The following is a 19,615-nucleotide window of genomic DNA, read 5'->3' as shown; positions in this document are numbered from 1 at the left end:
ACAAAAGCTCCAGCGTGTCGACATGTTTTTTGGTTTCCATTATATATTTCACCCCGATGGGGTTTTGTCGCGATATCTATAAATATTACGTTTCTATAAACATTTCGTCTTCTATAAATATAACGTCCCTCCGGGACTCTGAAAAAAAGCTCCAGCGGAGCGTTATATTTATAGATATTATTTTTTTATGTGTATATAGCTCCAGTGGAGCGACATATTTCGTTTGTTATACATATTTCACCCCGATGAGGTTCTGTGACGAACTCTATTATGTTTTCTATAAACATTTCGTCCATCTGGGACTTTGAAAAAAAGCTCCATCGGAGGGACATATGACCTTCCGGCAGAACGCAACAAATTATTTCAACCATTTTTCTACAATGGTTTTAAAGGTTTCTTTGTACTGTTCGCCAACAGTTATTTCGGTTTTATTGATGAAAATTGAATTTTTGCTGATCGCGTTTATTTTTTCTAATGAAACAATAAAAGATCGGTTGATTCTCATGAATTTTGATGATGGTAATTTTTCTTCCAGCGCTTTAAGCGAAATCAGCGACATTAATGTTTTGTCAGTATCTTCAAGATGAACTTTTACGTAATCTTTTAAACTTTCGATGTATAAAATATCTTTTAAGGAAATTCGAACCCACTGATATTCTACTTTCAAAAATATAAATTCATCATCGGCGGCGATGGATTGAAAATGATTCGATGCTTCTTCAGACATTTGAAGGACTTTATTGGCAGCGCGCAAAAACTCTTCATAACTAAAAGGTTTTAAGAGATAATCTATGGCATTTACTTTATAACCTTCAATAGCATAATGATTATACGCTGTTGTGAAAATAATTTTAGGCAATGGTCCCGGTTGTTCCTGTAAAAGTCGGGCAAGTTCCATACCCGTTAAATTAGGCATATTTATGTCTAAAAAAACAATATCCGGTTGTTGTTCGCGTATCAAAGTCATTGCTTCAACGGCGTTATCACAACTGCACGCTAATTCTAAAAACGGAGTCTGCTCTATAAAAGTTTCTACCAATCTCAATGCGAGTGGTTCATCATCTACTGCTATACATTTTAATACAATCATTGTTCTAAAGTTATTTGCAGATTTACTTTGTAATTTCCGTTTTTATCAAGACCGCAAGTCATTATATGCTTGTGCGGATAAATTAAGTGCAATCTGCGTTTGGTGTTCGTTAACCCAATTCCGCCCTCATTTGTTGCCGACGTTTTCTCAAAAAAAGTATTTTCAACTTCAAATTCAAGATTATTTCCCTGTTGGATCAGCTTAATATGAATTTCGCTTTTGTCTGTGGCGTGAACGCCGTGTTTAAAAGCATTTTCTACTAAAGGCAGCAACAACATGGGAACAATTGGATAATCGTGTATTTTTTCGGGAATATTTGTTGTTATCGTCAGTTTACTATTGGCACGAAGCTTCATCAAAGCTATAAAATCTTTCATAAAATCTGCTTCTTTTAGTAAAGTAGTTCTTTCGCCTTCGGTGCTGTAAAGTAAATATCGCATCATGCGGCTTAAGGTATGAAGTGCGCTGCGGGAATCCTCAATATTAGTATAAGTAAGCGAATAAATACTGTTAAGTGAATTAAAGAAAAAGTGCGGATTTATTTGTGCCTTTAACATCGCAAGTTCTGCCATTGTTTTATCCTGCTCCAGTTTTTGCTTGTGTTGCGCGGCTTTTTGCCAATGATGTAACATCGCCCAACTGGTGCTGATTCCTAAAACCAAAAGGCTTATTGTGAAAGTATAATTATCAAAATAATCATTCCGGTATTTTTTAAAACCCAGAATTATAGCCAGCTTATTATGTAAATCAGTGTTGTAATTATAAATATAAGCCACAAACTGCATTGCAAAAATGCTAAAAAGCGCCCAAAGGAAAAAGGGACTTATTTTATCTGTGATAATTGTTCTTGGAACTATTATTAATGCATTAAAATAAAAAATAACAATCATAAAAAACAACACAATCGATTGCCATAACCAGAAAATTGACGGAAGCACAATATTCCATGTTAATGGTATATAAAACAGCAGTGTGAATCCCAATAATAACCAGGCAAGAATATGTAATCCAGTGGATATGTACGGTTTAAAAAAGTTTGGTGACATTTTTATGTTTGATTTTGTGACAATATTACATTATATTTATAAAAGATATTAAATGAATCGCCCAAAATAGAATGAGAACCTTTAAAAACCATTTTAGAGCCGACGAGCCTGTTTTAAACTGCCGATGTATTGTTAAATAAATTTCCATCGGTTCTCACGGTATATCTATCGATTGTTTTTTGCCCTCCGTCTATTGAAAATTTTTCGTTTATAATATTTTAGTTCTTTTGTTTCGATATAAATTGATAATTACACATTTTTCACAATGAATAAGCAATCCTTTTTAAGCATTCTCGCAGCATCACTTATCATCGCTTCTTGCGGTAATAAAAATGACAAATCGGCACAAGCCGGAGGTGCACCACAAGTTAAAGAGTATAAAACGCTGACTTTGGAAACAAAATCGGCTACATTAAATAATGACTTTCCTGCAAGTATTCAGGGACAGCAAAATATTGAAATCCGACCTAGAGTTGAAGGTTACATCGACAAGATTTTTGTTGATGAAGGTGCTGTTGTAAAAGCCGGACAACCATTATTCAAAATCAGCGCGCCGGAGTATGAGCAACAAGTTCGTACGGCTGCTGCAAGTATAAAAAGCGCTCAGGCAGATTTAAGTTCAGCAAAATTAGCTGTAAATAAAGTGAAGCCATTGGTAGAAAAAGGAATCATTAGTAAATATGACCTTGAATCGGCTCAATATACTTATGAGTCAGCTTTGGCATCTGTCGCTCAGGCTAATGCAGCTTTAGTAAATGCTAAAACTAATTTAGGATATACAACTGTAACAAGTCCGGTTAATGGCGTTGTAGGTTCAATTCCGTTTCGTTTAGGAAGTTTAGTAAGTTCTAATAATGCAGATCCATTAACAACAGTTTCTAGTATTGGTAACGTTTATGCCTATTTTGCGATGAACGAAAAAGCGTTGCTTACTTTCACTCAAAGTGGTTCAGGAACTTCATTGGAACAAAAAATCAAACAAATACCTGCCGTTTCACTTTTACTTTCAGATGGTTCAACTTATGATGAAAAAGGACATATTGAAACCGTAAACGGATTAATCAATACACAAACAGGTACGGTAAATATCAGAGCTCGTTTTGCAAATCCAAAAGGAATTATCAGAAGCGGAAGCAGTACTACAGTTAGGATTCCGAATTATGTTAAAGATGTAATTTTAGTTCCTCAAAGTGCTACATTCGAACTTCAGGATAAAATATTTGCAGTTACAGTAGGGAAAGACGGAAAAACTAAAAACGTCAATATTACCAAACTTGAAAATACAGCAGGGAATTATTATGTTGTTACAAGCGGCTTAAAAGCAGGAGATCAAATTGTATTAGAAGGAGTTGCTGCTTTAAAAGAAGGAACCGAAATTAAAGCCCAAAATCAGAATCAGGAAACGGTTTACGCTGACTTAAAATAAGAAAAAAATGTTTAAAATATTCATACAAAGACCTGTACTTTCGACGGTAATATCTGTTATTATTGTCATTCTGGGAGTTTTAGGACTTATTGAGTTACCTATATCTCAATATCCTGATATCGCTCCACCTACAGTAAACGTTTCGGCAAGTTATACAGGTGCCAATGCAGATGTTGTACTTAAAAGTATTGTAATTCCGCTTGAAGAGCAAATTAACGGTGTAGAAAACATGACTTACATGACTTCTTCAGCGACAAATGATGGAAATGCTTCTATCAAAATTTTCTTCAAAGTGGGAACAAATCCTGATTTAGCAGCGGTAAACGTTCAAAACAGGGTTTCAAGAGCAACCAGTTTATTACCTGTAGAGGTAACTCAGGCTGGTGTAACAGTAACGAAGAGTCAGAGTAGTAACTTAGTGATTTTCTCTTTATATAGTGATGATCCTGCTTATGATCAGACATTCCTTCAAAATTATGCTAAAATTAATCTTGTTCCTCAAATTCAGCGTGTAGTTGGAGTTGGAGATGTTACGGTTTTTGGTGCAAAAGATTACTCGATGAGAATCTGGTTAAAGCCGGATATCATGCAGCAATATAAATTGATTCCAAGTGATATTTCGGCTGCTTTAGCGGAGCAAAATATCGAAGCTGCGCCAGGTAAATTTGGTGAAAACGGAGCTCAGGCTTTTCAATATGTAATTAAATATAAAGGACGTTTAACCAGTTCTCAGGAATTTGGTGATATTATCATCAAATCTGTTGGTAACGGACAAATGTTGCGATTAAAAGATGTAGCAAAAGTAGAGTTAGGAGCTTTAAGTTATACCTCTACGATTAAAACAAACGGTGTAGAATCTGCGGCAATGGCAATTAGCCAAACTCCGGGATCAAATGCCCGTGATGTAATCAACAACTCGAAAGCACTTATTGAAGAGGCTGCAAAAAACTTTCCAAAAGGAGTAAAATATACGATTCTTGTTGATGTTAACGAAAACTTAGATGCTTCGATCGAAAAGGTAATTCATACTTTAATTGAAGCTTTTATATTGGTATTTATCGTTGTATTTATATTCCTTCAGGATTTTAGATCAACGTTAATTCCGGCGATTGCGGTTCCGGTTGCGATTGTAGGAACGTTCTTCTTCCTGAATTTATTTGGGTTTACAATCAACTTATTGACACTTTTTGCAATGGTACTTGCGATTGGTATTGTGGTCGATGATGCGATTGTCGTCGTCGAGGCAGTACACGCCAAATTGGATCACGGTTATAAATCGTCTAAAAAAGCTACGATTGATGCAATGGATGAAATTTCCGGAGCGATTATTTCGATCACACTTGTAATGGCTGCCGTATTTATTCCGGTAACCTTTATTACAGGATCTACAGGGGTTTTCTACAAACAATTTGGTATCACATTAGCCGTCGCCATTATCCTTTCGGCGATTAATGCCTTGACTTTAAGTCCTGCATTATGTGCTTTGCTTTTAAAACCACATGCAGATGATCATAAACATAAAAGTTTTATCCAGAGATTCTATACTTCGTTTAACGTTGCTTTTGATAATGTTACGAATAAATATAAAAGATCAGTTCAATTTCTTTCAGTTAAAAAATGGATTGTACTCGCGGCTATTGTATTTGCAGGTGCAGCTTTATTTTATATGATGAAAACTACGCCATCAGCTTTCGTTCCTGCGGAAGATCAGGGAACTGTTTTTGCCAATATTAGTTTACCGCCATCGGCTTCTATGGAACGTTCTGATGTTATTGCAAAGAAAGTAGATAGTATTGCCAAAACGATTCCGGGTGTTAAAAATACACTTAGAATTGTGGGACAAAACTTTACGGCAGGAGCGGGAAGTGCGTACAGTATGGTTATTGTGAAACTGGAAACCTGGGACGAACGTGAATTAAGTGTAAATGACGTTATTGGTCAGCTTTTTGCCAAAACAAGCGGAATTCGTGAAGCTAATATCTTCTTTATTTCTCCGCCAACAATTCAAGGATTTGGACAAAGTGGTGGATTCGAATTCCAATTGCAGGATAAAGGAGGACACACAACAGCAGAATTCTTTAAAGTAAATACTGAATTTTTAGAGAAATTGTCAAAACGACCTGAAATACAATATGCAACAACGCCTTTTAATCCAGGTTTCCCTCAATATATGATGGATATTAATCTGGCAAAAGCAAAAGATGCAGGAGTTCCGGTTAATACAATTTTGTCAACAATGCAAGGATATTACGGAGGTTTGTATGCTTCGAATTTCAATAAATTCGGAAAACAATACCGTGTAATGATTCAGGCTTCACCAGAATTCAGAACCAATACAGAAGGACTGAACAAAATATTTGTTAGAAACAGTGCCGGAAATATGGCTCCAATTACAGAGTTTGTAAAAATGACAAGAGTTTTTGGTCCGGAATCTATTTCAAGATTTAACCTTTTCTCTTCAATTGCAATTACTGGTGCACCAAATCCCGGATTTAGTTCAGGAGATGCCATTAAAGCGATTCAGGAAGTTGCAGCCGAAAATCTGCCATCAGGTTATGGTTATGAATTCTCAGGATTAACACGTGAGGAATTAGCATCAGGGAGTGAAACTATTTTCATCTTTATATTATGTCTTGTCTTTGTTTACTTTTTATTAAGTGCACAATATGAGAGTTATATTTTACCATTTGCAGTATTATTTTCTATTCCGTTTGGATTGGCAGGAGCGTATTTGTTCTCGATTATTTTCAAATTAAACAGTAATATTTATTTACAGATTTCCTTAATCATGCTGATTGGATTGCTGGCGAAGAACGGTATTTTGATTGTCGAATTTGCTTTGGAAAGAAGACGTAAAGGAATGCCAATTGTACAAGCAGCAATTGAAGGAGCCGTAGCACGTTTACGACCTATTTTAATGACCTCTTTCGCCTTTATTTTAGGACTTGTTCCTTTAATGTTTGCTACCGGAGCAGGAGCTGTCGGGAATAAATCCATTGGTACAGGAGCCGTTGGAGGTATGTTAATCGGAACCATATTAGGAGTATTTGTTATTCCGATTTTGTTTATCATTTTCCAGACTTTACAGGAAAAAGTGAGTGGTCCTCCAAAAGAAGGTTATGATGAAGATGACGACGACGAGGAAGTAAAATTGATAGAAGCTCATAAAGAGTAATAATTTAATTAAGAAAAAATGACTCATAGTTCAAATAAATATATTCTTATGGTAACTGCAGCCGCGCTTTTAAGTGCGTGCGTTACCAAGAAATACGAACGTCCATCGGCGATTTCGACGGATAAGCTGTATCGGGATCAGGCTTCTGCCGATTCGACAACGATGGCGAATATGCCGTGGCAAACTGTTTTTAAAGATGACAGACTGAAAGCTTTAATTCAAAAAGGATTAGATCAGAATCTGAACCTGAAAAATGCAATTGAAAACATCGTTCAGGCGCGTGCATCGTTACGTCAGACAAAATTAGCATATTATCCAACTTTGAATGTTGATGCTAATGTTACCCGTAACAAACAATCTGAAGCAGGACTTAACTTTCCTGCCGGAATTAATATTAATACGTTAACAACGACTTATAAATTAGGTTTAAGCACCTCTTGGGAAGCTGATATCTGGGGAAAACTAAGCAGTTCAAAAAGAGCCGCTTTAGCCACGTATCTTTCTACAGATGCTGCAAAACAAGCCGTTCAGACACAATTGATATCAGACATTGCTAATAATTATTTTTTATTGTTAGCGTATGATAAACAATTAGAAATTACAAGATCGACCTTAGAAAGCCGTATTAAAAATGTTGAAGTAATCAAAGCTTTAAAAGAAGGCGCAATCGTAACCGGTGCATCGGTGGTTCAAAGTGAAGCAAATCAACATGCAGCCGAAGTATTGATTCCGGATTTAAAAAGAGACATTCGCGAGACTGAAAATGCCCTTAATATTTTATTAGGTCAGCCTTCAGGACCTATTGAAAGAGGAACATTGGGAGATCAGGTAATTCCTGAAAAACTGGAAATAGGTTTACCGGCACAATTGCTTGAAAATCGTCCGGATGTTCGTCAGGCAGAGTTTGATTTTAGAACTGCTTTTGAAACATCAAATATGGCTAAAACTTATTTTTATCCAAGTTTGACGCTTACAGCAAGTGGCGGATTCTCGAATTTACAATTAACGGATTTCTTTACTAATTCTGTTTTTTATTCCTTAATTGGCGGATTAACACAACCACTTTTTAATCAGGGACTTAATAAAGCCAGATTAACAAGCGCGCAATCAAGACAAGTACAGGCAATGAATAATTTCCAGCAAAGTCTTTTAGTTGCGGGTCAGGAAGTTTCGAATGCTTTATATGCATATGAAATGGCGGTTGAAAAAGAAGATTCAAGACAAAAACAAATTGAGGCCTTAACAAAAGCGGTTGATTTTACACAACAGCTTTTAGAGTTTAGCTCCGCTACAAATTATACAGATGTATTAACATCAGAACAAAATCTTTTGGCAGCTCAATTGAGCGGTATCAACGATAATTTACAAAAATTACAAGCAGTGGTTGATTTGTACCGCGCTTTAGGTGGTGGATGGAAATAGATTTTTATCATCATCGTTAATTAAAATTGTTAAAACAGAAACGCCTCAATATTTGAGGCGTTTTTTATTTTAACTTTTTATCGGTTGTGAGGTACTATTCGTCGATTGGTTTTGCCTTTTCGTATAATCAATAGGTCAAAGGCAGATAATTGGCACTACTTTAGCTTTGTTAAAATCAAATAATACTTAATACCACAAAAATGAAAAAATTAGGATTTGCTTTAATACTCTTGATGGGTATTTTTGCACAAGCGCAAGTTTCGATCAATGTAAATATTGGTACACCGCCAAACTGGGGACCACAAGGAAATGACAATAGCAGATATTATTATTTACCGGACATTGACACTTATTATGATGTGAACCAAAGCCAGTTTATTTATGACAATAACGGTAAATGGATTCGTGAAAATAAATTGCCTTCAAAATACAGACAATATGATTTATACTCTGGTTATAAAGTGGTTGTAAATGATTATAAAGGAGATTCACCTTATACATATCATACAAAACACAGAAGTAATTATCCAAAAGGATATCAGGGACCACCTCAAAAAAACAGAGGAAATAAACCTGAAAAAGGTAATAAATCTGGTGGAAAACAAAATGGAAATTCAGGAAAAGGAAATTCGGGAAAAGAGCATTCAAACGATTCTAAAGGAAATTCTAATAAAGATAAGAATCATTCACACGATGATCACCATTAATTAAACATGACTAAATTTGAAGAGCGCCTCAGAAATGAGGCGTTTTTTTGTACCAAAATTTACCAGCTTCCTTTCAAACCTTCTTTAAGCGCAACATTGTATTTTTCTAAATCAAAAGAATACAAATCGGGAGCTTTATGCGCGCCTCCTTTTCGGGATTCATCCAGTTTAGTCAGGATATCATATCTCAAAATTTTTCGGTAGAAATTGCCGCGATTGAGTTTTTTGCCCAGAATAATTTCATACAATCGTTGCAATTCCGGCATTGTAAACTTCTCAGGTAAAAGATTATAGCCAATTGGGTGATTGTTCAATTGTTCGCGAAGTGTAATAAGGGCTTTATCAAAAATAGTCCTGTGATCCATCATAAATAAAGGCAAATCCTCAACAGATTGCCACTCAACAACCGTTGAATATTCGTCAACAACTAAGTTTACTTTTGAATGTTCTGCCAAAGCATAATAACCAATAGAAACAAAACGCTGTTTGTGCCACAACGTATCATCATATTCCTGAAAAGCACTTTCAGAACGCTCTAAATTTCCGAAAGTATAAAATTGCTGCAGATAAATATTTTGAGTTCCCGTTCTGTCCTTTAAAATTCTAATTGCCGCATCATCAACGTTTTCGTCTTTTTTTACATATCCTCCCGGAAGTCCCCAAAAATCCTGCTCTTTCATTTTTACAGTCAATACCTGAAGCGTAGTTTCATGAAAACTGAAAATAACACAATCAATAGAAAGTGTAGGGATATATTTTTCCCATGACTCTGCGGATCGTTTTTCAAGTAGTTGTTTAAATTCCATTGCATTTGATTTATTTTCAAATTTAATGTTTTTGAAAAATATAAGACAACTTAAAAAATCAAAACTTTTTTAAATTCAATAATCGAACCTTTCTTACTGCTTTTTTCGGTTTAATAATGTTTAGTTTTTATTGTCTGAGTATTAGTAATTACTCATTTTTAAGTATTTAGGATTATTAGATATGAAATTTTAAGTCTTTTTATTTGTTGAAATGAAAAAAAGTGTTTAATATTGCTTCTATATGAAGCAATGAAATATCACGTACAAAACTTCATTAAAACAAAAACAATTTTATACTTCTAACTATGAAACAAACCATAAAAAAAACGGCGAGAATATCACTTTTAACCGCTTTAGTACTTTCGAATTTATCCTGGAAAGCAATTCCGACTAATGAAACAAATCCACCGCTTTTGACAATTAAAGGATTTACATTTCAGGATTTTAACAGAAACGGAAAATTAGATCCGTGGGAAGACACAAGACTTTCTGCCGATAAAAGAATTGAGGAAATCATCAAACAAATGACCAATGCCGAAAAAGCAGAATTGCTTATAGGAACCGGAATGCCCGGAATCGAAGTTTTAACAGGTCCTGTTGGAGATTCTAAGCAAGGTTTAGTTCCCGGAGCTGCGGGCGGAACTGCGGCTTTTGAACGATTTGGGATTCCTGCAACCGTTGTTGCCGATGGGCCAGCCGGTTTAAGAATTGAACCAACGAGAGAAAAAGATTCAAAAACCTATTATGCAACGGCATTTCCGGTAGGAACGGCTTTGGCTTCAACTTGGAATAAAACCCTTTTAGAAGAAGTTGGAAAAGCAATGGGAAATGAAGTAAAAGAATACGGAGTTGATGTTTTATTAGCGCCGGCTTTAAATATTCAGAGAAATCCATTAAACGGAAGAAACTTCGAATATTACTCTGAAGATCCGTTGATTTCAGGGAAAACCGCTGCTGCAATTGTCAACGGAATTCAGTCGCAAGGCGTGGGAACTTCGATCAAACATTTTGCAGTTAATAATGAAGAAACCAATCGTTTAACCATAAATGCTCACGTATCTGAAAGAGCGATCAGAGAATTGTATTTAAAAGGTTTTGAAATCACGGTAAAAGAAGCTCAGCCTTGGACAGTAATGTCATCTTACAACAAAATTAACGGAACTTATACCTCTGACCGTAAAGATTTACTGACTCAGGTTTTAAGAGACGAATGGGGTTTTAAAGGAATCGTAATGACGGACTGGTTTGGTGGTTTTCCGGGTTTTGAATCCATACAAAAAGGTTTGAGCTCAGATGTTGTGCAACAAATGAATGCCGGAAACGATTTATTAATGCCGGGAATTCCAGTTCAGAAAAAAGCATTATTAGAAGCATTAAATTCAGGAAAATTATCTCAGGAAGTTGCGAATACAAACGTGAGACGAATTTTAGAATATGTTTTTCGTACTCCAACTTTCGCAAAATACAAATACAGCGACAAACCTAACTTAACTAAAAATGCCGAAGTTACCAGAAACGCTGCCGCAGAAGGAATGGTTTTGCTTAAAAACGAGAAAAATACTTTGCCATTTGCTGATAAACAAAAAGAAGTTTCGGTATTTGGAGTAACTTCTTACGCATGGATTACGGGCGGAACCGGAAGCGGAAGCGTGAATAATAAACACACCGTTTCGCTTTTAGAAGGTTTAACCGCAGCAGGTTATAAATTAGACAAAGAATTAGTTGATTTATACAAACCGTACGCTGAAAAAGAAGTTACTGCCGATAATCTGAGAAAAAAATCCCAGGGAATTTTGGCTTTGCCGGAAAGACTTCATGAAATGAAAATGGATGATGCTTTTATTGCTAAAAAAGCTGCAAGTTCTGAAATTGCATTTGTGACTTTAGGAAGAAATTCCGGAGAAGGCGGGGACAGAGTTGTCGATAATAATTTCAATTTAGCGACAGAAGAAATCGAAATGCTCGATAAAATTTCAAATGCTTTTCATGCAAAAGGAAAAAAAGTTGTTGTGATTTTAAATATTGGCGGAGTTATCGAAACCGCATCCTGGAAAGATAAAGTTGACGCTATTTTATTAGCGTGGCAGCCAGGTCAGGAAGGCGGACATTCTGTTGCTGATGTAGTTGCGGGGAAAATAAATCCGTCTGGAAAATTGACAATGACTTTCCCAATGAAATATGCTGATACGCCATCGGCAAAAAACTTTCCCGGATTTCCGGTTGCAAATCCAAAAGACGTTACTTATGAAGAAGGAATTTATGTAGGATATCGTTATTACAACACTTTCAACATAAAACCATCTTACGAATTTGGTTTCGGAAGTTCATATACGACTTTTGATTTTACAGATGTAAAACTGAGTTCACCAACTTTCAATGATAAACTGACAGTTTCTGTAACAGTAAAAAATACCGGAAAAATAGCCGGAAAGGAAGTTGTTGAACTTTATCTTTCGGCGCCATCAAAAACTATTGATAAGCCAAAAGAAGAATTAAAAGCTTTTGGTAAAACCAAAGAATTAAAACCGGGTGAAAGCGAAACATTACAATTGACTTTATCGCCAAAAGATCTGGCTTCGTTTTTAGAAAGTAAAAGTGCCTGGATTGCCGAAGCCGGAATTTATAAAGTTTTGCTTGGAGCATCATCTTTAGATATAAAAAAAACAGCTGAATTTTCTGTAGCTAAAGAAATTACTGTTGAAAAAGTAAAAAAAGCCTTTGAACAGGATTCAAAGTTTACTGAGCTAAAACCGTAAGTATTTTGTAATAATGTTGATTAATTATTGTTAGTGAAAAAGCCAACTGAGATATATTTTTCAGTTGGTTTTTTTATTGTTTTAATCCACAATACGATTATTAATATAGAAATTCTTTAGACCTTTGTATAAAATAATGACTGAAGTAAAATGAAAATAATACCACTACAAGAAGGGAATTACGTTGTTAATAGCGAGAAAGAATTTAAACTCATTAATGAATTTCCGCAAGATTCAGGACTTAAAATGGCAATTCAGCCTTTTTTGATTATAACTCAAAACGATTATATAGTATTAGATTTGGGGTTAAGATCAGATAAAAATGAGATTCCGTTAATTCTGAATTTACTAAAAAGTAATACTATTTTACCGGAACAAATTACAAAAGTTTTGGTTTCTCATTTTCATAAAGATCATATTGGCGGTATCGGATATTTTAATGACAAAGATGAATTTGTACCAAGTTTCCCAAACGCCACAATTTACATGCAAAGCAGAGAATTGGATTTTGCATTGGAACAAAAAGAAAGTCCGTCGTATGATTTTGATATTCTGAATCAGTTGAAATCATTGCAAAATATTGAAATGCTGGACAACGATAAAGGGGAAATAACAAATGAGATTTCATATGAAGTTTCTGCCGGTCACACGCCTTTTCATCAGGTTTTCTGGATTAAGGAAAATGAGGAAGTTACTTTTTATGGCGCCGATGATTTACCACAAGAAGCGTATTTAAAACTTCATGTCGCTTACAAAACAGATTATGATGGAAAACGCGCAATGGAATCCCGTAAAAAGTGGGAACAAGAAGCGGAGGAAGAACATTGGAAAGTGCTTTTGTATCATGATATGAAGAAGCCGGTGTTGGAGTTTTTTTAGAAGAAAGAGGAAAGATTATAGAAGAAAGATTATAGAAGAAAGATTATCGAAGAAAGATTTTTGAGGAAAGATTTTTGAGGAAAGATTATAGAAGAGATTTTTGACGATAGATGTTGTGTAATCCTGCGGGACAAGAATCGGGTAGAAAAGAAATTAGATGTATAAAAAAAGGTTTGAATCGGCTAATTTTTGATTCAAACCTTTTTTATTAATTAGATTAAATCTTAAAACTTCACAGCGCCTTTAGGAACAGTTTCCCCAATAGTAGTTCTTTTAGAAAAATCTAAACCATTAGAAGAAACAAATTCAATATTTTGAGAAGCTTCTCAGTTAACAGAAATTGCTTTCGCCGATGTAGAATTAAACTCTACATTTTTCAGGGACAAATCTTTAGCGTTGTAAATTTGGAAAACATTACTTTCTGCAATATCCAGTTTTGCATTACTAATTTTGATTCCTTTAGCGTCAATAATCGAGAAACCTTTTTCTGCTTTAGCAATTAAATTAGAGATTTCGATATTTTCTAAATTCATTTCAGGTAAACCTTGTAAAAAAACCGCTTGTTGAGCACCTTTTATAGTTACGTTTTTGATTGAAATATTTTTAAACTGTGGCGTTTCAACCGTTATAGGCATTGCTTTATTGATGATTTTGTCTCCGCCTTCTTCTAAAGTTTCTGCGATAGATTTTCCTCCGTAATAAAGATTAAATGAAATTGCCTGCGACGGAATATCGGTCATAAAAATATTTGAGATATAAATATTTTCAACTACACCGCCACGTCCGCGGTTACTTTTAAAACGCAATCCCACATCAGTTCCCATAAAAGTACAATTAGAAACGTGCAGGTTTTTTACACCGCCAGACATTTCACTTCCAACCGTTACGCCGCCATGTCCGTGATATACGATGTTGTTTTTGACGATAATATTTTCGCTGGGAACGCCACGATCACGACCATCTTTATCTTTTCCTGATTTGATGCAAATAGCGTCGTCACCAACATCAAAACTAGAATTTTCGATGATTACATTTTTGCACGATTCCACATCAAGACCGTCTCCGTTTTGAGAATACCACGGGTTACGAACCGTCACATTACGAACAATTAAATCCTCAACCATTAAAGGATGAATGTTCCATGCCGGAGAATTCTGAAATACCGGACCATCAAACAAAACTCTTTTACTGTTTTGAATACTCACTAAAACAGGACGTAAAAAGTCATGAATTTTTTCAAATTCTTCTTTGGTTTTTAAATCCAGACGCACATTTTGATCAGCGCCTTTTGAAGCATTCATAAAAGTTTCTGATGGATACCAGCTCGTTTTTTCTTTGTTTAAAACTCCGCCTGAGGAAACAAATTTTTTCCATTGACCTTCAGATAGTTTATCTTTTTTTACCTGTCTCCAGACTTCACCTGAACCATCCCAAACACCATTTCCTGTAAAGGCGATATTTTCAAGATTTTTACCATAAATAGGTGAGATGCAACGCCATGTATTCAAACCTTCAAAACTGGTTTCTATAATGGGATACAAACTTTTATCGGGCGAAAATTTGATTAAAGCACCAGTTTCAGCATGAAGTTCAAGGTTGCTTTTTAGAATAATAGGTCCCGTAAGCCAGATTCCAGGCGGAATAATTACTTTTCCACCGCCTTTTTTTGAAACTGCGTCAATTGCATCGGCGAAAGCCTTAGTATTTAAAATGTAACCGCCATTTACAGCACCAAAATCTTTAATATTCACACTATTTTTTGGAATTACTGGTTCTTTTACCTTTGCCATTTTAAACTCAATGTTGGCATAAGTATCATACGACTTTGAATTTTGGGCAATATTGGTTTGCGAAAAACTTGTAATCGCAATCGCCAGCGCAATTCGAAAAAGGTTAATTGAATTAGTCTTCATTTTCATATTTATGGTTTAAATTAGATAGTTAATCTGAACGTTTGTTTATTAAATCAATTTTGAGATTGTTCTTTTTTATGAATAAAGAAAAAATCAAGAGATATTAATAATAAAACTTAAATGTAATCGATTACACAAATCTATAAAAAATTATTGAAAAAAGTAAAATTACTTGAATGATTACCACAAAAGAAAGTTAAAAGTTATAAAATTTTATAATCCCTAATCATTTACAGAGTTGCAGGAAAGTACAGGATGCTTTATTTTAGGGTTCTTTTAAATTAGTGCCATATATCATGATAAGCTTTAGAATGAAAATTTAATTTTCACATTAATCTAATAAAGGATTAAAGTATGTGCTTAATTTGCAAGATCTGCGAGAAAAAAATTAGAACATAAAACATAGATTTTAGTTTCCTTAAAAAGGCGTTTCATTTGTTATAGTTGACATAGTTTGACATTTCGACGCAAGGAGAAATCACACAAGTAATTCGACAAAGATTGCTGACATTCTGTGCGGAGTTTTTCCTCGTTCCTTTAGATGAGAATCTTTGTAAAAATAAAAATGTGCTCACCCGAGCGATATCGAACAGGCGAAGCAATCTGCAAAATCTGCGAGAAATAAAAAATTTCTTATAAAAAAGATTTGTTTTTATAATAGAAATCGGGATGACAAACCAGCCGATATCTGTATAGATATTGTTCTTTATCTTTGTATTTAATAAACTTCAAAACATGCTAACTTTTAGAAAGCACCATCTCGAATTTGATCCTCCCGAGGCATTACAAGACAGCATAAAATGTTTTTGGTATGATAAAAGAATTAGCGGAGAAGATCCGTTGAATTTTGAGGTTTTACCTGATGGTTATGCTGAAATTGTTTTTTATTTTGGAAGCATTTGCAATGTTTCTAATAACGGAATTTTACAGCCATTACCGTCGCCATTTATTATGGGTTTGCTAAATCATCCTGTTATTTTAAATTCTGGTTCTATGGAAGTTATTGCGATCAGATGTTTTCCATGGGCGGTATTTGATTTACTCGGATTGACTTCCGGCGCGGGAAATGGCGGAGTTTATCTATTTGAACATCCTATTGCGAAGCTACAATTAGTGTTACAATCTTTAATTGAATCTCATAAAATCGAAGAAGCAATTGCGCATGTACAAGAATTTTTCATGAATGTGCAATCACAAATTCCTGCCGAAAGTATGTTGTTTAAAGCGGGAACAGCGATGCGGAAAGCGAAAGGAATGATACCGGTGACTGAAGTTGCGGCGGCGGCGCATGCAACTGTAAGGACTTTAGAAAGGAACTTTAAACAATCGTCCGGACATACAGTTAAAGATGTTGCCGGTTTGATGCGTTTTGAGCAGGTTCGGAATCATTTATGGCATTTTCCTGATGCTAATATTTCGGGTTTAGCGCAAGAACTTGGTTATACAGATCAATCGCATCTTAGCAGAGAATTCAAGCGTTACAGCGGTACAACTCCGGGAGTATTTGCGCGAAATGCAAAAAAAATAATCAGTAATAATTTTGTCGCATTTGTACAATCCTAACTTTGGAACATTGCAGAATTTTGTCTTTCAAAACTAAAAACTAAATCATGTTATTGAAAAACAAAAAAATAGCCATTATTGGCGCGGGACCAGTTGGGCTTACAATGGCAAAATTACTGCAGCAAAACGGAATTGATGTAACGGTTTACGAAAGAGATAAAGATGCAGTAACCAGAATTTCGGGCGGAACTCTTGATTTACATAAAGAAACGGGACAAAAAGTGATGCAAAAAGCAGGATTGTTAGAAAACTATTATGCCATGGCGAAACCAATGGGAAGAACCGTAGCGGATAAAAATGCCGGGATATTATTTTCTAAAAATCCTACTGCCGAAAATCAATATGACAATCCGGAGATTAACAGAAACGATTTGAGACAATTATTGCTTGCAAGTTTAAAAAATGATACCGTGGTTTGGGACAGGAAATTTACGGGACTTAAAGAAGAGAATGGAAAATGGCTTTTGCAGTTTGAAAATGAAATTGAGGCAACGGCAGATTTTGTTATTGGAGCGAATGGCGGAATGTCGGTTGCCAGAAAATATATTACAGATGCCACGATTGAATATACGGGAACTCTTATTATTCAGGGCGAAGTTGCTGTTCCGGAAGTGGAATGTCCGGATTTCTGCCAACTTTGCAATGATACTATTTTAATGATTGCCGGAGACGGAAATTTGCTTGTTGCAAACCCTAAAAACGGGAATGTTTTAAGTTATAGTGTGATTTTTAAAAAGCCGGAGGAATCTGCTGAATCAAAATTAAACTTTGAAAGTAAGGAAAATATAATTGCATTTCTTACTACTAGATTTGCTGATTGGCATGAAACTTATAAGCAATTATTTCGTGCTACATCGTCTTTTGTTTTATGGCCCACCAGAAAAATAGCATTGGATAAACCGTGGAAAAAGAACCGACATTTGCCTATAACTCTCATTGGCGATGCAGCACATATTATGCCGCCCTTTGCCGGTCAGGGTTTGAATATTGGGCTTGTTGATGCCTTGATTTTATCTGAAAATCTGACGAATGGGGAATTTGAATCTATCGAAGATGCTATTTACGATTATGAAAAACAAATGATGGTTTATGCAAATGAAGCGCAACTAGAAACGGGTAAAAATGAAGCAGCGATGATTGATCGTAATTTTTCTTTTCTAAAAAATTATCAATAAGTTTTGATCTTATATGTTAAGGCAATCAATTTGATTGTCTTTTTTTTATATCTGAAATTTCTAAAAATAATTTAAAGTTTAGGTTTAAATTTTTTGATTTTGAAGTTTTTTGATTTTACTAATTTTCCGTTATCGGTAATCATTACGCAACTATATTCCGGATATTTTTTTAGTAAAAGTAGCCCTTCGGTTTGTCCTAAAACCATTAAAGATGTGCTTAAACCATTTGCGGTTTCTGCATTTGGACCAAAAACCGATACGCTGCACAATCCTGTTGCGGGATATCCTGTTGCAGGATTGATGATATGCGAATATCGTTTACCATTAAAAATAACAAATTTCTCATAACTTCCTGAGGTTGTGACTGCACCATTGTTGAGCGGAACCACCGCAAATAATGTATCTGGATGAAAAGGGTTTGTCATACCAATATTCCAGTCTTTGCCGTTGGGTTGTTTTCCCCATGCGGTCATGTCTCCGGAGCCGTTTACGATTCCGGCTTTTATGCCTTTTGCCAGCATCATATGTCGGCATTTATCGGTTGCATATCCTTCGCCCAGAGCGCCAAATCCTATTTTCATTCCTTTTAGTTTGAGGAATATAGTTGATTGTATCGAATCTAAAATGATGTTTTTATAACCTACTTTTTCTACTGATTTTTTTATGGCTTCCGCCGAAGGCATTTCGGTCATCGATCCGTCAAATTTCCAGATTCTGTCCATTGCAGCAAAACTGACATCAAATCCTCCTTTTGTGGCTTCAGAAAATTGTATGGCTCTTTGGGTTAATTCAAAAACTTCACGATCTACTTTGACGGGTTTTATTCCGGCATTTTGATTGACTTGCGAAACCTGCGAATCGGGTTTCCAGTCGGATATCAGGTTTTCGATTCGGGTGATTTCTTCAATTACCTCATGGATATTTTTTTCTGCCGAAAGGGAATCTTTTGCGACGATCGTAATATCAAAACGTCCGCCCATAAGTAAGGTGGTTCTTTTTCGTAATACTTGTGCGTTTGTTGAAAAACTGCCAATTAGTATAGAAAATAGTAGAATGGTTTTGATTGATTTTTGCATGATTTTTTTTAAACGATTTTTAAGCTCCAGCGGAGCAAAATATTTATAGCAAATTTATACGTTTCCAATTAAAGCTCCAGCGGAGCGATATTTTTTTATTATGATTGCTATAAATATGTCACCCCTCCGGGGTTTTGTTTTGCAAATAAATTAATATGTGTTGTAAATTCAAAAAGGCGCTTCACTTGTTTAAAAACGCATAGTTGGCTTGGTTTGTTATTCCGCTTTAGTTTGTTATTCTTTTCAGTTTGTTATTCTATTCAGTTTGTCATCCCGAGGAACGAGGGATCTCATCAAGTAGCTCCGTAGCAATTGGTGAGCGCAAACTTTGTCGAGTTTGCGGAGTTTCCTCGTTCCTCGGAATGACATTTTTGTCACCCCTCTGGGGGGGTTCTCGATTAGGTTTATGTTTTTCTATAAATATTTCGTCCCGCCGGGCAATGTCATTAAGTTAAGGGAAAATCTATAAAATTACTTAACAGTTTAATCAAGAAAGTAATTAGAAAAATCCGTTTTTATCAGCGTTTTCGCTTTAGCGAATCAGTAAAATCAGCGTCTAATTTTGACGCGGATAAAACAGA

General features: G+C 35.3%; 13 protein-coding genes. 8 read left to right on the top strand and 5 right to left on the bottom strand.

Translation table 11 applies throughout. The features are described from left to right. Window positions 1–358 precede the first annotated feature (358 nt). Together ACHZDT_RS01135 and ACHZDT_RS01130 are read right to left on the bottom strand one after the other, a co-directional pair. Complete coding sequence (locus tag ACHZDT_RS01135) at window positions 359–1,090, bottom strand: LytR/AlgR family response regulator transcription factor (RefSeq protein WP_394772825.1); 732 nt, start codon at window positions 1,088–1,090, stop codon at window positions 359–361. Then, on the bottom strand, window positions 1,087–2,136 hold the full coding sequence (locus tag ACHZDT_RS01130) for a sensor histidine kinase (RefSeq protein WP_394772824.1): 1,050 nt from the start codon (window positions 2,134–2,136) through the stop codon (window positions 1,087–1,089). Before ACHZDT_RS01130 ends, ACHZDT_RS01135 begins: the two co-directional genes overlap by 4 nt. A gap of 265 nt (window positions 2,137–2,401) precedes the next feature. Here ACHZDT_RS01130 and ACHZDT_RS01125 point away from each other — a divergent pair, with 265 nt between their 5' ends. The 4 genes from ACHZDT_RS01125 to ACHZDT_RS01110 all read left to right on the top strand — a co-directional run bounded on the left by ACHZDT_RS01125 (window position 2,402) and on the right by ACHZDT_RS01110 (window position 8,866). After that, on the top strand, window positions 2,402–3,562 hold the full coding sequence (locus ACHZDT_RS01125; protein ID WP_394772823.1) for an efflux RND transporter periplasmic adaptor subunit: 1,161 nt from the start codon (window positions 2,402–2,404) through the stop codon (window positions 3,560–3,562). A gap of 7 nt (window positions 3,563–3,569) precedes the next feature. After that, entirely contained in the window at window positions 3,570–6,737 is a 3,168-nt protein-coding gene (locus ACHZDT_RS01120; RefSeq protein ID WP_394772822.1) for an efflux RND transporter permease subunit, read from the top strand. A gap of 18 nt (window positions 6,738–6,755) precedes the next feature. Further along, window positions 6,756–8,159 carry an efflux transporter outer membrane subunit gene (locus tag ACHZDT_RS01115; RefSeq protein WP_394772821.1) on the top strand — a complete coding sequence of 468 codons (1,404 nt, stop codon included), beginning with the start codon at window positions 6,756–6,758 and terminating at the stop codon, window positions 8,157–8,159. A 200-nt stretch (window positions 8,160–8,359) separates the two neighbouring features. Further along, window positions 8,360–8,866, top strand: coding sequence for a hypothetical protein (locus ACHZDT_RS01110; protein ID WP_394772820.1), 507 nt, complete (start codon window positions 8,360–8,362; stop codon window positions 8,864–8,866). Window positions 8,867–8,925: 59 nt separating this feature from the next. On the opposite strand, the gene ACHZDT_RS01105 is transcribed toward ACHZDT_RS01110, so the two are convergent. Further along, window positions 8,926–9,672 (bottom strand): NUDIX domain-containing protein, encoded by a 747-nt coding sequence (locus ACHZDT_RS01105; RefSeq protein WP_394772819.1) that lies wholly within the window; start codon window positions 9,670–9,672, stop codon window positions 8,926–8,928. A 305-nt stretch (window positions 9,673–9,977) separates the two neighbouring features. Here ACHZDT_RS01105 and ACHZDT_RS01100 point away from each other — a divergent pair, with 305 nt between their 5' ends. Both ACHZDT_RS01100 and ACHZDT_RS01095 read left to right on the top strand, forming a co-directional pair. Next, window positions 9,978–12,428, top strand: coding sequence for a glycoside hydrolase family 3 N-terminal domain-containing protein (locus tag ACHZDT_RS01100; RefSeq protein WP_394772818.1), 2,451 nt, complete (start codon window positions 9,978–9,980; stop codon window positions 12,426–12,428). A gap of 150 nt (window positions 12,429–12,578) precedes the next feature. Then, the gene (locus ACHZDT_RS01095) at window positions 12,579–13,307 is read left to right on the top strand and encodes an MBL fold metallo-hydrolase (protein WP_394772817.1); all 729 of its coding nucleotides are present in this window, start codon (window positions 12,579–12,581) and stop codon (window positions 13,305–13,307) included. Between the two features lie 326 nt (window positions 13,308–13,633). On the opposite strand, the gene ACHZDT_RS01090 is transcribed toward ACHZDT_RS01095, so the two are convergent. Next, window positions 13,634–15,220, bottom strand: coding sequence for a glycoside hydrolase family 28 protein (locus ACHZDT_RS01090; RefSeq protein WP_394772816.1), 1,587 nt, complete (start codon window positions 15,218–15,220; stop codon window positions 13,634–13,636). A 735-nt stretch (window positions 15,221–15,955) separates the two neighbouring features. On the opposite strand from ACHZDT_RS01090, the gene ACHZDT_RS01085 reads away from it, so the two are divergent. Beyond that, window positions 15,956–16,783 (top strand): helix-turn-helix domain-containing protein, encoded by an 828-nt coding sequence (locus ACHZDT_RS01085; RefSeq protein WP_394772815.1) that lies wholly within the window; start codon window positions 15,956–15,958, stop codon window positions 16,781–16,783. Window positions 16,784–16,830: 47 nt separating this feature from the next. Next, window positions 16,831–17,958, top strand: a complete 1,128-nt coding sequence (locus ACHZDT_RS01080) for an FAD-dependent oxidoreductase (protein WP_394772814.1) — start codon at window positions 16,831–16,833, stop codon at window positions 17,956–17,958. Between the two features lie 71 nt (window positions 17,959–18,029). Here ACHZDT_RS01080 and ACHZDT_RS01075 read toward each other — a convergent pair whose 3' ends face one another. Continuing rightward, window positions 18,030–19,034 (bottom strand): FAD:protein FMN transferase, encoded by a 1,005-nt coding sequence (locus ACHZDT_RS01075; RefSeq protein ID WP_394772813.1) that lies wholly within the window; start codon window positions 19,032–19,034, stop codon window positions 18,030–18,032. Between the last annotated feature and the right edge of the window lie 581 nt (window positions 19,035–19,615).

Origin of the sequence: Flavobacterium sp., assembly GCF_043722275.1 — a bacterium.
Lineage (GTDB): Bacteria > Bacteroidota > Bacteroidia > Flavobacteriales > Flavobacteriaceae > Flavobacterium.
The sequence above is the reverse complement of the archived record's forward strand: the minus strand, read 5'-3'. Positions and strand labels throughout refer to the sequence as shown.